The sequence below is a fragment of the Viridibacillus soli genome, assembly GCF_016612995.1.
Classification (GTDB): Bacteria; Bacillota; Bacilli; order Bacillales_A; family Planococcaceae; genus Viridibacillus; species Viridibacillus soli.
Genome location: NZ_JAEOAH010000031.1, coordinates 1 through 15,475, shown reverse-complemented (window position 1 = coordinate 15,475; position 15,475 = coordinate 1). Strand labels below are relative to the sequence as shown.

Annotated in this window: 16 protein-coding genes and 1 other annotated feature; of the genes, 15 read left to right on the top strand and 1 reads right to left on the bottom strand. The window is 34.8% G+C overall.

The genetic code is table 11. From position 1 onward, the window contains the following. The first annotated feature begins 156 nt into the window (after positions 1–156). The 5 genes from JFL43_RS16595 (at position 157) to JFL43_RS16575 (ending at position 5,063) form a co-directional block, all read left to right on the top strand. Positions 157–2,097, top strand: coding sequence for a GTP-binding protein (locus JFL43_RS16595; protein WP_200749911.1), 1,941 nt, complete (start codon positions 157–159; stop codon positions 2,095–2,097). 237 nt (positions 2,098–2,334) lie between these two features. Then, a complete protein-coding gene (locus tag JFL43_RS16590; RefSeq protein ID WP_200749952.1) occupies positions 2,335–2,937 on the top strand; it encodes a class I SAM-dependent methyltransferase in 603 nt (200 codons plus the stop codon). Positions 2,938–3,179: 242 nt separating this feature from the next. Further along, positions 3,180–3,716, top strand: a complete 537-nt coding sequence (locus tag JFL43_RS16585) for an RNA polymerase sigma factor (protein WP_200749910.1) — start codon at positions 3,180–3,182, stop codon at positions 3,714–3,716. Next, positions 3,685–4,680: a hypothetical protein gene (locus tag JFL43_RS16580; RefSeq protein ID WP_200749909.1), complete on the top strand. Its 996-nt coding sequence runs from the start codon at positions 3,685–3,687 to the stop codon at positions 4,678–4,680. The genes JFL43_RS16585 and JFL43_RS16580 overlap by 32 nt, the downstream gene beginning before the upstream one ends. A gap of 182 nt (positions 4,681–4,862) precedes the next feature. Further along, positions 4,863–5,063: a helix-hairpin-helix domain-containing protein gene (locus JFL43_RS16575; RefSeq protein ID WP_200749908.1), complete on the top strand. Its 201-nt coding sequence runs from the start codon at positions 4,863–4,865 to the stop codon at positions 5,061–5,063. A 153-nt stretch (positions 5,064–5,216) separates the two neighbouring features. On the opposite strand, the gene JFL43_RS16570 is transcribed toward JFL43_RS16575, so the two are convergent. Next, positions 5,217–5,468: a hypothetical protein gene (locus JFL43_RS16570; protein WP_100797578.1), complete on the bottom strand. Its 252-nt coding sequence runs from the start codon at positions 5,466–5,468 to the stop codon at positions 5,217–5,219. A 771-nt stretch (positions 5,469–6,239) separates the two neighbouring features. After that, positions 6,240–6,457, top strand: a binding site (T-box leader). Positions 6,458–6,497: 40 nt separating this feature from the next. On the opposite strand from JFL43_RS16570, the gene argS reads away from it, so the two are divergent. The 10 genes from argS (at position 6,498) to JFL43_RS16520 (ending at position 15,415) form a co-directional block, all read left to right on the top strand. Then, on the top strand, positions 6,498–8,180 hold the full coding sequence (argS, locus tag JFL43_RS16565; RefSeq protein ID WP_200749907.1) for an arginine--tRNA ligase: 1,683 nt from the start codon (positions 6,498–6,500) through the stop codon (positions 8,178–8,180). A gap of 493 nt (positions 8,181–8,673) precedes the next feature. After that, positions 8,674–9,516 carry a phosphotransferase family protein gene (locus JFL43_RS16560; protein WP_325166703.1) on the top strand — a complete coding sequence of 281 codons (843 nt, stop codon included), beginning with the start codon at positions 8,674–8,676 and terminating at the stop codon, positions 9,514–9,516. Positions 9,517–9,713: 197 nt separating this feature from the next. Then, positions 9,714–10,943 (top strand): MFS transporter, encoded by a 1,230-nt coding sequence (locus JFL43_RS16555; protein ID WP_200749905.1) that lies wholly within the window; start codon positions 9,714–9,716, stop codon positions 10,941–10,943. 65 nt (positions 10,944–11,008) lie between these two features. Then, on the top strand, positions 11,009–11,374 hold the full coding sequence (locus tag JFL43_RS16550) for a DUF5412 domain-containing protein (RefSeq protein ID WP_100797566.1): 366 nt from the start codon (positions 11,009–11,011) through the stop codon (positions 11,372–11,374). 165 nt (positions 11,375–11,539) lie between these two features. Next, positions 11,540–11,938 carry a MarR family winged helix-turn-helix transcriptional regulator gene (locus JFL43_RS16545; protein ID WP_200749904.1) on the top strand — a complete coding sequence of 133 codons (399 nt, stop codon included), beginning with the start codon at positions 11,540–11,542 and terminating at the stop codon, positions 11,936–11,938. Further along, positions 11,938–12,285: a DUF3147 family protein gene (locus JFL43_RS16540; protein ID WP_200749903.1), complete on the top strand. Its 348-nt coding sequence runs from the start codon at positions 11,938–11,940 to the stop codon at positions 12,283–12,285. The genes JFL43_RS16545 and JFL43_RS16540 overlap by 1 nt, the downstream gene beginning before the upstream one ends. Positions 12,286–12,430: 145 nt before the next feature. Continuing rightward, complete coding sequence (locus JFL43_RS16535; protein WP_200749902.1) at positions 12,431–12,925, top strand: GNAT family N-acetyltransferase; 495 nt, start codon at positions 12,431–12,433, stop codon at positions 12,923–12,925. A 207-nt stretch (positions 12,926–13,132) separates the two neighbouring features. Continuing rightward, positions 13,133–13,726, top strand: coding sequence for a protein kinase (locus JFL43_RS16530; RefSeq protein WP_100797562.1), 594 nt, complete (start codon positions 13,133–13,135; stop codon positions 13,724–13,726). Between the two features lie 191 nt (positions 13,727–13,917). Continuing rightward, positions 13,918–14,460 (top strand): cysteine hydrolase family protein, encoded by a 543-nt coding sequence (locus tag JFL43_RS16525; RefSeq protein ID WP_200749901.1) that lies wholly within the window; start codon positions 13,918–13,920, stop codon positions 14,458–14,460. A 76-nt stretch (positions 14,461–14,536) separates the two neighbouring features. After that, on the top strand, positions 14,537–15,415 hold the full coding sequence (locus JFL43_RS16520; protein WP_200749900.1) for a GNAT family acetyltransferase: 879 nt from the start codon (positions 14,537–14,539) through the stop codon (positions 15,413–15,415). Positions 15,416–15,475: the final 60 nt, after the last annotated feature.

Below are 15,475 nucleotides of genomic sequence, written 5' to 3'. Positions count from 1 at the left end.
TTCATACAATTCATTTTCTCAAATCTTGCAAATAATTTCACGTGAAATGTGTATTTTTTTTTGATTGTAAATGAGCTACCACACCTAAGTTGGCTCAAAATGCCCAATCTGATGCTATAATTAAGTCATCTGGATGACACGAAATGAGGAACATATATGTATAAGACTATTGGAATACTTGCCCATGTAGACGCTGGCAAGACGACATTTTCTGAGCAGCTACTTTATCATACGAATAGTATCCGCCAAAGGGGACGGGTCGATCACAAGGATGCCTTTTTAGACAATCACGCCATCGAGCGGGAGCGTGGCATTACGGTTTTTGCCGAACAAGGTATGATTACATACAACAACAGTACATACACAATTATTGATACACCAGGGCATGTCGATTTCTCACCTGAAATGGAAAGAGCTATTCAAGTGATGGATTATGCCATTTTGATCATTAGTGCAGTTGACGGCGTGGAAGGGCATACGGAAACGGTGTGGCAATTATTGCGTAAACACAAAATTCCTACTTTTTTCTTTCTAAATAAAACAGATCGTGAAGGCGTCAATATCCAAACTACTTTGAATGAAATCCGAACAAATCTAACAGAAGATGTGTGTGATATAACAAATGCCTTGCATGATGGATTGATGCAAGAGGAGCTCATTGAATTTATTGCGGAGCGGGATGAAGGTCTTTTAGAGCAGTATATGGCGTCAGGTTATAACAAAGAGATTTGGTTAGAGTCATTCAAAAAAAGTATCTCAAAAAATGAGATCTTCCCATGTGCAAGCGGCTCTGCATTAAAAGATCTCGGTGTCTTTGCATTTTTCGAAAAGCTAGATCAATTTACTGAAACAATTTACGAAGATAACAGTGATTTTGCGGCACGCGTTTATAAAATTCGTCATGACGATAACGATCAGCGAGTCACTTTTATGAAGTGTTTGAGTGGTTCTTTGCAAGTACGTGATGAAGTGGACTACGGAGACATTACCGAAAAGATTACACAAATTCGTTTGTATAATGGCAATAAATTCACAACCGTCAATCAAGTTCAAGCTGGAGAACTTTTCGCAGTCACTGGTTTAAGTGGTGCAGCTATAGGAGATGGTCTTGGTGTACTTCGAGAAAAAGCAATGTTTGAACTTATTCCAACTTTAAAATCCAAAGTGATTTTCGATGCTAAAATCCATGTAAAGGAAATGCTACGCTGCTTTAAAATTTTGGACGCGGAAGACCCGTCATTACACGTCTTTTGGGATGAGCATGTGCAGGAAATTCATGTACATGTGATGGGAGTAATTCAGCTAGAAGTGCTGGAGCAGATTGTCCAGGAGCGTTTTGCATTTCATGTTACATTTGGCGAACCAAAGATTTTGTATAAAGAAACAATTGCTTTATCCGTAACTGGGTACGGTCATTTCGAGCCACTGAGACATTATGCAGAAGTACATCTTCAAATCGAACCGGCAAAGAGGGGTTCTGGCATTACATTTGAAAACAAATGCCACGCGGACCATTTATCTGTCGGTAATCAAAACCTAATACGTCATCATATATTTGATCGTAATCATCACGGGTTACTCACGGGTTCAACAGTGACCGATGTGAAAATTGCGCTACTAACAGGTCGAGCAAATAACGAGCATACTTCTGGTGGAGATTTTAGAGAAGCAACTCACCGGGCGTTACGACAAGGATTAGAGCAGGCTGATAATATACTACTCGAGCCATATTATGATTTTAAAATTAAAGTGGATTTGGACCATATTGGTCGGGTCATGTCTGATGTTAAGCAGGCTTATGGGCAGTTCACTCCACCAGAAAACGTAGGAGATAAGGTGATTATTAAAGGACGCGTACCAGTTGCCACTTTTATGAACTACAGTACAACTTTCGCGGCTTTCACAAATGGCAAAGGCGCATTAACTTTAAACTTTGGTGGCTACGATGTTTGTCATAATCCCGAACAAGTAATGGAAGAAGTCGGCTATGACAAAAATGCAGATCCCGAATACACATCTACATCCATTTTTTGTGCGAAAGGGAAGGGGTATTCTGTCCCTTGGGAAGAAGCTGAGGCTGCGATGCATTGTTTGTAGAGTGTTAAGAGGATGTTCATTTTTGAGGTGACCATATACGGAGAAACAGTGATAATGGCAGTGGGTTTCAAAAAAGAAATCCTGCTGCTTTTGATATATTTTATTATGTAAGATATGTTAAGGTATTCATATGTAATTTAATGTGATTGATGAGACGATACAGCTGAAGTAGGGATTCTTGTTCTAGTTTTTATTTTAACTTTAATCCTTCTTGATGAGGGAAAGTGGGCTATGGAATTGAACTTATTAAATAGATTGATAGAACAAGCTAAAAATCCAAGTGGAATTATAGGCTCACTTATGTTGAGAATTATGAATTCCGCACATACTGGCATGAATAAATGGGCTTTAGCGAATATAAAAATGAAACATGAAGCAGTAATTTTGGACATAGGTTGTGGCGGGGGTAAAACAATACAATTATTGTCCAAAATGAATACATACGGAAAAATATACGGTATAGATTATTCTGAACAGGCTGTAAAAGACTCAATTAGAGCAAATCAACAAGATATAGTAGCGGGAAAAGTTAATATCCGTCAAGCAAGTGTTACTGACATCCCGTTTCCAGATCATACATTTGATATCATTACCGCCTTTCAAACGCATTACTTCTGGGCAGATTTAGAAAATGGGGTAAAAGAGGTTTTTAGAGTATTAAAACAAGATGGAAAATTTTTAATTATTGCAGAGATTTACAAAATCAATTATCATATGAAATCTTATAAAACTAACGAAGAATTGGAGCGATTATTTCCGAAAATGGGTTTTAATTCTATAAAGTTTTATGAGAATAAAAATAAAAAGTGGATTTGTGTTGAGGGGATTAAGACTATATAAAATGACTTCTAAAAAACGACCTTTATATAGAAGAATAAGTATTAAATGGCTTAGAGAATATTCTAAGTCATTTTTTTGTGAATTGTCTTATGGATCTATTAGTTAAAATGTTTCGATTTAACCTGTGGTTGGCAATAGTACATCCCACAAATAATCCCGCTAAGAAAATACCTTCCTTTTTTATTTTAAATGATTCTTTTTTCACGTTCACTCGTCTATAGCATTGAAAGGAGGAATCGTGCATGAGACAGCGACTATTTGAACAGTACTATGAGCAATATAGTGATGCTATTTATAAATACATATTTTTACTCGTAGGCCATAAAGAAACTGCGGAGGATTTGACGCAAGAAACATTCTATCGTGGCTTTAAGCATTATGCAAAGTTTCAAGAACAGGCCCAGATCCAAACTTGGCTGAGAAAAATCGCTAGAAATATCGTCTATGATTATTATCGAAGGAAGAGAATTATTCGTTTTATCCCTTTTGTAGCACAGTATGAGCCACCAGATATGTCACCCATTCCTAGCGAAATAGTTGAAAAGGGTGAGAAAATAGCTTCTCTTTACAAGGCGCTCTCTCAGCTCAAGTTGGAATATAGAGAAGCGCTTATTTTACGTAAAATGGAAGGTCTTTCAATTAAGGAAACGGCACAAATACTAGGTTGGTCTGAAGCTAAGGTGAAAAATAATACAGCAAGAGCGATACAAGCATTGAAGAAAATCGTAGGGAAAGAGGTGATGTTGGATGACGAAGGATTTAGAGCATTCACTAAGTGAAGTATATGATGTAAAGCGAGATCCCGAACTGAAAAGAGCGTCTAAGGAGCAACTTTCAAAAAGGATGAGCCAGGCGAAGAAGTTGAAGTCGAGAGCTAAATGGCACCCACTTTTTGCGGTCATAACTCTATGCACGATGCTATTCTTTTTAATTTTAACATTACCTACAGGAGATAATGATGAAAAGGCTATTCATACAAGTGCGACAGTATCCGTCCTTGTTGATGAACGTCCTTGGATTCAAAATGTATTAGTAGCAGAAACACGTTCTGAGCATTATTTTGCAGCACGTAATCCATCGTTATATATAGGTGTATTAGACTTTGATTGGGGTTCCGATTTAGATTGGCCAAAAAGTTTGGAAATTGCAATGCAAGAAGCAAGGCCAGTCAGTCGGGCTAAATGGAATCATGAACAAACGGACATACGAGATATTAAAATTGAGTATTATGCGAAGAACCAGATTAATGAATTGCGGTTGAAAGTATTTTATATAGATCAGACAAATTTAGTTTATATGAAGGGTATGGATTCAGGTCAATGGTATGAAGTACGAGGCGAATCGGCTGAAAATTTGCAAATGTATCGAGCCATTAGAACGGTTGATGATATTGTTCCAATATTGTTCTTTTTAGGGATGGGAAGTATGATGCTTGCCTATCTTATAGGTCTTCTTATTAGGGATAAAAATCCGATTCTAAAAAGAACAAAGCGCTTTATTAACAATCGTCATAAAGTAATTACGCTTAGCGTAAGATTCCTTGTCATAGGAATTGTTTTAAGTAATCTTTATTTACTAGGGGTTGTGAATATAACAGTCGCGTTCCTACTCGTGACAATAATGTTTATGTATCCATTATACATGGAGCTACGCTATCGTAAAGAGATGAAATGTCATTATATTGTTATTACACAATATATCATCGCATGTTTATATGTTGCAGTCATCTGTTTGTTAATATAAATAGGAAGAAAGATTGGAGCGATACTTTTTGATTCCCACCTCATTTGGGACAATTAAAGTGCTTTTGGGTAAGAGGAAGATTGTCTGCGCGTTTTGGCATCGCATGAATGAACGATGTAAATAATAGTCACACTTGGTATGTAGCAGATCCGAATTTAATATAAACTAAAAGGAGAATAATTATGGAAACCTGGCCAAAAGGTATCGCAAAGCCTGCAGTTCGTGCACTTAACAGCGTAGGAATTACTACAATAGAGCAGCTAATAACAATTGATGAAAAAACATTAAAATCACTTCATGGAATGGGTCCAAAAGCAATCGATGTTTTGAAAATGGCACTTCATGAAAAAGGGTTACAATTTAAAGCTAGTGATAGTGAATAAAGAATAAATACCGACTTAGGATGGAGTTTCCTAAGTCGGTATTTTTGTGGAATGAAACATTATGTATAAACGAACCATCAGGAACGATTTGAAATCGCACCTAGATGGTTACTGACTGTCGCTTCTTGAGGGTTTATTCAAAGAGGTGTAGGTTTAGTCAATAATCTTAATATGATAATCGTAAATCTCGGCAGGGAATTCAATGGATAAAAAAGAGATCAATTTACTTTTTAAATCGTGAGGAATGTTGAAATGGATGTTACTAATATGCATTTTGCGACCTAAATGAAACAAACTTTCATAAAGCGATTCAGCACTGTGGACAGAATATTGATCGGCTTTTTGTTTGCTGACATGCTTCACCACATAGTCTGAATTTTCTTTGTGAATGCGTAAAGTAATCATAAACCTTCACTTCCTTTATACTTTTTATTTACACCTAAAAGTGGGTGTCTCTCCATTATATACAAAATATTCTGAAATGATATAGCGATAAGGATTGCTAATTGGATTGTTGAGTATGAAATGGTCTTTATTTTTATGCGTAAAACCAATTTAAAACAGAATATTTGTAATATAAACGAGTCGAATCTCACCTTGAAAACCAATATTATACAATTATGTAATTCTATTTAACTCTTTTTGAAAATGAAGTATTTATAGACATTTAAATGCAGCAGGAGTTGAAAATTTATTAAATGGAGTACGCCTAGTGGAAGCAGATAAAGCGATACAAGAAATTGAAGGAAATATAAAAAATACGATGCCATCTTAAAGCGAGAAAGTGGCGAGAGTGGAAAAAATAAGAGTCCTGAATTAATGACTAGTTCAAATACAACGCTATGTTAAGCTTCTAATAAACAGAATAAATAGATGCCTATAAAAAGAGGCGAAATTATAAGAAAGGCCGAAGTAGTAGAATATCAGAAAGATTGGGCTCTGTTATTTGAAAAAGAGCAAAAGATTCTACATTGGTAGTACATTAGTTGAAGGTCTTCCAGGGCTTATTTGTAAAAGGAAAACATCATGATTTAAAAATGTATTCCATTTTAAAAGAGGAATCTTAATGGATTCGTGAAGGGACCAAAATTTGATAAAGTAGTATTGGTATTTAGAAGGAATCATCTAATATTGACTTATTTTCAATTTAAATGTAATATGATATCAATTTAATAAAAGAATTCGGTGAAAAAGAGAGTAGTTTACGCAGAAATGGCAAGCGAGTTAGGGATAGTGGAAGCCTAATACATGGTACGTAAATGAACCGCACTTTGGAGAAGCTTTTTGAATTAGTAGTAGAAAAGATCGGGGAGTCACCTCGTTAACAATGGAAAGTGGTCACATATTGTGGCAACTAGAGTGGTACCACGGGAAATTATGCTCTCGTCTCTATTTTAGAGACGGGGGCTTTTTGTATTGGAGGAGGAAAATAATATGGCAGATAAAAAAATGATAGTAGAAACATTATTTGACGCAGTAGACGGACAATTAGCAAAGGCAGATATCGAACGATTTATTGAAAAGCCAAAGCATACACATTTAGGTGACTATGCCTTTCCGTGTTTTGCACTTGCAAAGATTTTCCGCCAATCACCAACTAATATCGCAAAAGAAGTAAGTGAGAAAATGGTAAACTCCATCATTGAGAAGGTAGAAGCAGTTGGTGGGTATGTGAATATTTTTCTGAAGCAATCGGAAATTTCGAAAACGGTTTTATCTAACATAGTGACTTTTCGATCCGCTTATGGACAACAAGAACAGGGAGAAAATCAGACGATCACGATTGATTTTTCATCACCTAATATTGCGAAGCCATTTTCAATGGGACATTTACGCTCGACCGTCATCGGCAATGCTCTTGCAAATATTTCAGAGAAAAATGGCTATGAAGTGGTACGTATCAATCATATAGGTGATTGGGGAACGCAGTTTGGAAAGCTGATTGTGGCTTATCATCTGTGGGGAAAAAAAGAACTTATTGAACAATCTCCAGTGCGGGAATTACTGAAAATATATGTGAAATTTCATGATGAAGCAGAGCGCGATGATACGTTAAATGATCAAGCGCGTGCAGCATTCAAACGGTTAGAGCAGGGTGACGATGAGGCAATGCGATTATGGCACTGGTTTAGAGAAGCGTCGCTAAAAGAGTTTGAGCAAGTATATGCATTGCTAGGTATTCGATTTGATTCATATGCTGGAGAAGCTTTTTATAACGATAAAATGAATCGCATAGTAGATTTGCTAGCTGAAAAGGAACTTCTTGAAGAATCGGATGGGGCGATGGTAGTCAATCTAGAAAACATGCCTCCGTGTTTAATTAAGAAAACAGATGGCACAACACTATATGCAACGCGAGATTTAGCAGCAGCACTCTATAGACATGAAACATATAAATCGGAAAAATCATTTTACGTCGTAGGCAACGAACAATCATTACACTTTAAACAGCTATTTAATGTACTAGAGAAAATAGGCTATGAGTGGGCAAGGGAATTACAGCATATTCCATTTGGCATGATGTTAAAAGACGGTAAGAAAATGTCGACACGTAAAGGGAAAGTCGTACTTTTAGCAGAAGTTTTAGATGAAGCAATTGAATTAGCTGAGAAGAATATTGAAGACAAAAATCCGAAATTGCAGCATAAAGAAGAAATCGCGAAGATTGTTGGCACAGGTGCTGTTATCTTCCACGATTTAAAAAATCATCGGTTGAATGATATTGATTTTTCTCTTGAAGAAATGTTGAATTTTGAAGGGGAAACCGGTCCGTATGTGCAATATACGTATGCGCGGATTTGCTCGCTGTTAAGAAAAGGGCAATACAACGATCAAGAGTGTAAGTTTGAAGGGTTATCAGAAGAAGCATGGCCTGTCATTATTACGCTAAAAGAGTTCCCAGAAGTAGTGACAAAAGCATTTGAACTAGCGGACCCTTCTCAAATTGCTAAGCATTTAATCGAACTTTCAAGAGCGTTTAATAAGTACTACGCTCACACGAGAATATTAGAGGAAGATGCTACAATGCAGGCGAAACTAACATTATGCTCTAGTGTTGCCATCGTACTTAAAGAAGGTTTGCGATTATTAGGGATTCAAGCACCGGAAGAGATGTAGTATTTTTGAGATTAGCTTCTAAAAACGTTTGAGTTTCAAAACCCCACTGAAGGAAATAATGGGCACCAGAAAATCGATGATATTTGTCAAAACGATGATTTAGAACGATAACTTTAATACTAGTAAGAGACATATTCCTTTGCTTACATAAATTGATTTCGGATAGATAAATAAGCTCTTTATCTGAATAGTAGCGATAGCCGGATTGGTTGTTAATCTTCGTTAGGTTTTAACAGATCAATTTTGTCATAATGACTTAATGTTTCGATCTTTCTCTTGCCTGCTAAACCATTTCACCAATAGAATAATAGCTCCAACAAAAGGCATCATGTATTAGTTGAGAATGTCAAAGATGAACAATTTGCAGCAAATAATTGTATTCATGAATGTGTTTGCTATGAGAAATATTTCGACTTAGGACTAAGTACTAATATAAAAGGGGTGTTAATATATGCAGAGCATACAATTGCAAAATGTATTGGAGCAATTCAATTTGAATATCATTACTATAGAAAATGTCCCAAAGTCTTTTAGTTCAGAAGTATATAAGATTGGTTTGACAAACAATGAGAATGTGTACATTAAAATCCCTTTTATAAAAGATAAACTGTTCCGGGAATATACAATTCTAAAAAAGCTCGAATCTGGTTTGCCTGTTCCTCGTGCTTTAGATTATTGGACAGGTGATGAGACTAATAATGGGGCATTACTGCTCACTGAGATTAAAGGCAGTCCTTGTACAAATGAAGTTGACGCCCGACTTGCATATCAAATTGGTCTAAATCATGCAATGCATCATGAAGTGAGCTTTCATAGCTATGGGTATGAAGAACAAAATGGCTTTCAAATTCTTGCGAAAAATGACTGGAGATTATATATAAAAAATCTATTCTATCAATACTTAGATCAATGTGAAGATCTCATAACAAATGAGCTCATTGAAAAAAGTGAAAATCACTTCAGCAAACTATTCACAGCTTTACCACAACCAGATGGTCCTAGTTTAGTACATTTGGATTTTCGACCAGGAAATATATTAATAAATGAAAAGGGCGTTGCTGGTATCATTGACTTTGAAAGTGCAAGAGCAGGTTCTACGGAGATAGATTTCACCAAAATAAATCGTGATATTTGGGGAAGATATCCTGGAACCCGAGATGCTTATATAGCTGGGTATGAGAAGGTCCGTCCAATAATCGATTTAGAAAGAATACTGCCTTTCTATTCATTTTTTGATGCAGTTGGTTCAATTGCATGGTGTAGTAGAAGAGGCATAGAAAAACATAAGGACTTTTTTTATGATAGTGTCTCTATATTAAGAACTGTAGTAAAGTAAATTAAAGATTTCAAGATATATTCTATGCAACTAATATTTAGAAAGTGATTATAAATTTCTGTATTTTCAGTAATTTGACTGAGCTGAAATTCGAACTAATGATGGAATTCGAAATGGGGATTTTCAATTATAGTGAAAGTACTAAATCACTGGGGAGATTTTAGGCTTAACTCCCTAAATATAAGGGGTACACTATAATGAAAAATTTATATAATGATTCTCGTTTCCGTTTAATTATTTTTGCTAATATTGCTTCATCGATCGGATCAGGAATAACGATGATTGCTATACCATGGATGTTGGTATCAAGTAATAATGGTAATGCAGTATTTGGTTATGTAACGATATGCATGACAATTACCAACTTCCTGATTACACCATTTATTGGCAACCTAGTCGATAAAATGAATCGAAAAAAAATACTATTAATCAGTGAATTTTTGTGTTTTCTATTATTAATATTTTTTTCATTAATAGGATTTATTGGTTTATCTTATGAGGTATGGCATTACACGATTATTTACATGATAGGGAGCTTATATTACACCATATTTTATCCTACTATGTTTGCTTTAAATCAAGAACTTTTTAACAAGGATCAATACAAAGCCTTAAATGGAACGATGGAAGTCCAGGGGCAACTTTCAAGCATGATTGCAGGAGCTTTAGCTAGTATTTTATTAGTAAAGTGGGATCTACACTATATTTTGTTACTTGATGTCATATCATATGCTGCAGCCATTTACTTTTATTTGAAACTCCCTTATATGGGGAAACCAATAGACATAGCTGAAGAAATGGATACATCAAAAGTAAGTGAAGGATTAAGGTATATGTTAAAACGGCCAGCTATGTTCGTGTTTCTATTTTTTTCTATTATGCCTTTTATTGGAGTTATGATCACAAATTATTTGTTCCCTGTTTATTTAATGGATGTATTAAAGGCCTCAGCAAGTGCCTATGGAATTGAAAATATGATTTATGCTTTCGGTGCAATTATTGCAGGGATGTTCGTACCCGTTCTTGCCAAAAAAATAGGAAATGAAAAGACAATTATTTTCGGAGTAATTATGTACACCATTGCTATTTCATTGATTGTACTCGTGAATCTACCCGTGTACTTATCGCTTATGTTTTTAATCGCAGCAGGAAATAGTGGCACACGAGTTGCTAGAAACTCTTTCTTGATGGATCAAATTCCTAATGAAATAATTGGGAGAGTCGATAGTTTATTTCGCTCAATCGGGTTATTATTTAGGATCGTTTTACTTGCTATCTTTACCCAAATGGTATCCTCAGGTTTAATCATTTATTGTTTTATCATTCTTAGTGGGGTATTAATTGTATCTTCAGGATTCGTGATTTTTTCTTGGAAAAGGTGCTTTGAATTAAAGGTTAATAGGAAAGTAGTATTGAATAAGGGGTAAACAACTTAATAAAGGGAGCTATATTACTTGGAGAGACATGTCGATGTTAACTATGAAAGAAAAGCATTAAAAAGCTAATACTGTTTTTTAGTATTAGTGGTTTGTTAGTCATTGGAATCATTAGTTATGTAGTATATTGGGCGTTCTATGATATGGAAAGGCTGCCAACAGGTGAATTTTTTACAGAAGAAACATCTCCTGATGGTAAATACACAATAAAAGCGTACGTTACGAACGGCGGAGCAACAACTTCATATACCGTTCGCGGTGAATTAGTATTTAATGAACAAAATAATAGAACCAAAAATATTTATTGGAATGATGGTGAAGATACAGTAAATATCAGTTGGAGTGACAATGATACTGTCATAATAAACGGACATACACTTGATGTACCGAATGAAAAATTTGACTTTAGACATCAAGAATAAAATTGATAGTTATTATTACTAGAAAAGAGTGGGAATCAAGGCTCTTTTATCATTTCTTATTTTTTATTATTGAATCGAAGCAGTTGCGAGTTTCGCAACTGCTTTTTGTTTTATATCGTCATATACGATATAATCTGTTGAAACGACATAAAAGGGAGAATCAATATGATTGAAAACATAAACCAATATTTCACTGATATTTATTTTAATTTACATCCTACACATCAAGAGGCAATTTCGCATCAAAGTGTCCGTATTTTACAAACTGTACAAAAAAGGCAAGAGGTGACGATACGTGATATTGCTGAGCAGTTAATCATTTCACATAATACGGCATCCGAACATGTGAAGAAATTAGTAAGCAAAGGTTTGCTACAAAAAGAGCGATCAGAAGAGGATCAGCGTAAAGTATATTTGCATCTTACTGAAATGGGACTGACTGTTTTAAAGAACAACTCTGAATTAGACGAAAAAAAGTTGCAAATCGTACTTGATAAATTATCTAAAGAAGAGCAAGAGAAAATAGTAGATGCATTCCGTTTATTAAGTGAGGCGGTGAAGTAATGTATGTATTTATTAAAATAATGATCTCTGGAATTATTATTGGTGCTGTTACTGAAATCGCAAGACGTTTTCCTACATATGGGGGCATTCTAGCAGCACTTCCGCTAATTAGTATATTAAGTATCTTATGGCTCACCGTTCAAGGTGAGCCGTCGCAAAATATAAATAAATTTGTAATCGGTGTGCTATTAGGACTACCGGCAACTGCAGTGATGCTAGTGATCATTTACTTAGCTTTAAAACAATCACTACATGTGGCAATGGCAATTTCTCTTGGAATGGCGGCATGGGCACTATTTTTAGTTTTTCAAAAACTATTATTTGGTTTTTTACATATTTATATCTAATTATCTAAAAATTAGGTTAATATATAAGTAGCGATTATAAAAATATTCCACAAAAAATAAAAACCAAATTCTGTCATTGTGAAGTTAAGTTTAAAAGAGCAATGATTAATTTTAAGAATAAATAAGTAATTGAGGTGAATACAGAGTGATAAATATAAGAGATTTTGAAGAAAATGATTTTGAGTTTTTATTGGAGATGCTTTATGAGTCAATACATATTCCTCACAATAAAGCAACGAAAGAGAAATTGTTAAACCTTCCTCACATTAAAAAATATTATGAAGGTTGGGGAAGAGAAGGTGATAAAGCATTAATCGCTATAAATAAAGATAACCAAAAAGTAGGAGCGGTTTGGTACCGATTGTTTGACGAATATAACAAAGGATATGGATATGTTGATAATAACACCCCAGAATTAGGAATAGCAATTTCCAAGGATGCTAGAGGAATGGGACTAGGAACTTTACTTATGAATCAAATTATTCAGATCGCAATTGAAGAAGAGTATAAGTCAATCTCTTTGAGTGTGGATCCAGATAATAGTGACGCTGTACATATTTATAAAAAAATTGGATTTAAACAATGCGGTATGTGCGGAACATCTATCACAATGGTATATAAAGTTTTGAAACAAGGATAAAATATTAAACGATTTTTTGTCACTTTTATATGCATTGGCTAATTTCTATTTATTAAAACAATTTTAATAACAACGTTCTGAACAGTTCTAACGATGTTACAGCCAATATAGATAATATATTAAATCTGAATTTTCGAAAAGATTTTCTGTTCTTAAATGTTTAAGAGAAAAATGCCCGAATTATTAAGGAAAGAGAGGCCTGATAAAATGGTAACTAAGATCATTGCAAATTGGCAGCCATATTGTACGGAAGAAAACTGTATTGGCATTGGATCTACAAGAAAGGTTTACCGCGTGAATGAGTATGTGATTAAAAAGCATTTACATCCAATTGGTTACAAGCAATCACTGTATGAGATTGAATTATATCAATATATGAAAGAGCATAATGCAGCAGATTTATTTGCAGAAATGGTTTATGTCAATGAGGAGGTTTGTATTCAACGCTATTACGAAAATTTAGAGCTGAAAAACGATCAAACATATGAATTAAACATATCTGAAGATGTTCGAATTTCAAATCGATTACGGGCAATATTACTTGAGCTTGATCGAAAATTTGATAGCTTTGATTTAAAAGATAGCAGTAATTTCGGTTTAACGTCTGATGGGGAGCTCATTTTAATTGATTACGGGATGACAAAAAGCCTGTATGAAAAAGAGTGGGTACCGTTAGCAGAAGCAGGCGAGCTGCCGCAAATCTATTTTGAAACTTGTCGTATCTGTGGCATTCAAAAGGAATTACGTATGTATGGGAAAGAGGATAAGGATAAACGTTGCTACGGTTGTGGCAAGCAGTAGTTGAAAAATGGTTTGGTTAAATTGCTCTGTTGATCTTTGTTCCGGAGCGACTGTGATTAGATTGTGATGGTGGGAGTTAAAAAGGTACTAATATCCAAGGGGAATGGTAGCTATGAAAGAAGTTGAATATTAACGATATATGAAGCTACTACTCTTCTTTACCACACTCGAAATAAAATTGGAGGCCCTAAATGAAAAATACTGCTCTAATAATTATTGATGTTCAAAACGGTATGTTTTTAGAAGAAAACCCTGTATTTAAATGGGAGAAAATTATCTTGAATTTAAAGCAACTGATAGACAATGCAAGAATTAATAAAATTCCAATCTTTTATATACAGCATAATGCACCTATTGGAAGTATATTAGAGAGAGGATCTGAGGCATGGGAGATTCGTCCTGAAGTCACTCCTGCTCCAACAGATATTATTATTCAGAAGACAACACCAGATTCATTTCATAATACCAATTTATATGCGGAACTAAAGCATCAAAATATCGAACATCTTGTGCTTACAGGCATTCAAAGCGAAGTATGTGTAGATACAACATGTAGGAAAGCATTTAGTTTAGGTTTTGCAATTACTTTAGTAACTGACGCTCATAGCACTTGGAATACATCAGAATTATCTGCCCAACAAATAATAAATCATCACAATCAGGTTTTAAGGTGGTTTGCAGAAACCAAGGAAACAGAAGACATTCTGTTCAAAAACGAAGTCAGTATACAGTGACGGCCTAAACTTTTTCATATTGATCCACATTAATAGTTAACATAGCTTTTAAATAAATATGGAAGTGGGTAGAGATATGGGTATTTTCATAAAAAAATACATAGGGAATCACTTAAAGGAAATAGAAGAATTGATGAAATATAGCTATGAAGAGCAGTCAATTTTCCATATTATAGAGCAACAAAAATATGAATTTGCTTATGTGGCATATGATGTGGAGAGCCTAGTTGGCCTATTTGTTTCTTTTAAAAGTAAAATGCATCCGTATTGCTACTATTTTCGATTATTCAGTATGCCTTTCGTTTCGCAAAATGTGGAGCAACAATTAATGCAATATGTTTTACAAAATGAAGTGTTAGAACTTCCTTTACAAACATCGTTGTGGGAAACGTCTAGAAAGCTAATGGAGCTGTATGAACAATTTGATTTGAAAATCATTCGTAAAACATATATGCCTAAATTGTATGTACATCAGAATTTCCCTCCTTTCCCTGTACATAAAAGCGAATACGAATTAAGAACATTAAAGGACATAGTGAATAACCAATTTCAGATGGAGCAACTTTTAGCACTTGTTAGGCGTAATTATGAAGAAACACATCTTGCAAATCCAGTTGCAGATTTGTCATTAAAACAGTGGCAGCAACTATTTGCTGATGCGATTTTAGAAGGGAGTTTTCTTCTATGTAATGCTTCTGATCAATCCATTGTTGCTTATTCATTTTTACATGAAGCAGAGAATGACAAAGACTTAGAATTAGGCTGGTGCGGCGTTGATCAACTGGAGCAACTGTCATTGCTTCAGATACTGATTTCCAAACAAATTACATATGCAAATACAAATGGATATGAAGCTCTAATAGGTGAATTTGATACAACCAGCAAATATGCTCTAGAGATTTTAAAGGCATTTCCTTTTGAGCCGTGTCCAACTTGGATTACGTTTCAGCGGTGAGAATGTTCGGTGTCATTCATCATTACATTACATAAAACCCTGTCCAAACAAAGCATAAAC

Excerpts from the sequence above, each read along its gene's own strand:
- JFL43_RS16570 (WP_100797578.1), bottom strand. The coding sequence starts at position 5,468 with ATGATTACTTTACGCATTCACAAAGAAAATTCAGACTATGTGGTGAAG.
- JFL43_RS16540 (WP_200749903.1), top strand. The coding sequence starts at position 11,938 with ATGTATGTATTTATTAAAATAATGATCTCTGGAATTATTATTGGTGCT.
- JFL43_RS16530 (WP_100797562.1), top strand. The coding sequence starts at position 13,133 with ATGGTAACTAAGATCATTGCAAATTGGCAGCCATATTGTACGGAAGAA.
- JFL43_RS16585 (WP_200749910.1), top strand. The coding sequence starts at position 3,180 with ATGAGACAGCGACTATTTGAACAGTACTATGAGCAATATAGTGATGCT.
- JFL43_RS16545 (WP_200749904.1), top strand. The coding sequence starts at position 11,540 with ATGATTGAAAACATAAACCAATATTTCACTGATATTTATTTTAATTTA.
- JFL43_RS16575 (WP_200749908.1), top strand. The coding sequence starts at position 4,863 with ATGGAAACCTGGCCAAAAGGTATCGCAAAGCCTGCAGTTCGTGCACTT.
- argS (WP_200749907.1), top strand. The coding sequence starts at position 6,498 with ATGGCAGATAAAAAAATGATAGTAGAAACATTATTTGACGCAGTAGAC.
- JFL43_RS16580 (WP_200749909.1), top strand. The coding sequence starts at position 3,685 with ATGACGAAGGATTTAGAGCATTCACTAAGTGAAGTATATGATGTAAAG.
- JFL43_RS16595 (WP_200749911.1), top strand. The coding sequence starts at position 157 with ATGTATAAGACTATTGGAATACTTGCCCATGTAGACGCTGGCAAGACG.
- JFL43_RS16525 (WP_200749901.1), top strand. The coding sequence starts at position 13,918 with ATGAAAAATACTGCTCTAATAATTATTGATGTTCAAAACGGTATGTTT.
- JFL43_RS16555 (WP_200749905.1), top strand. The coding sequence starts at position 9,714 with ATGAAAAATTTATATAATGATTCTCGTTTCCGTTTAATTATTTTTGCT.
- JFL43_RS16520 (WP_200749900.1), top strand. The coding sequence starts at position 14,537 with ATGGGTATTTTCATAAAAAAATACATAGGGAATCACTTAAAGGAAATA.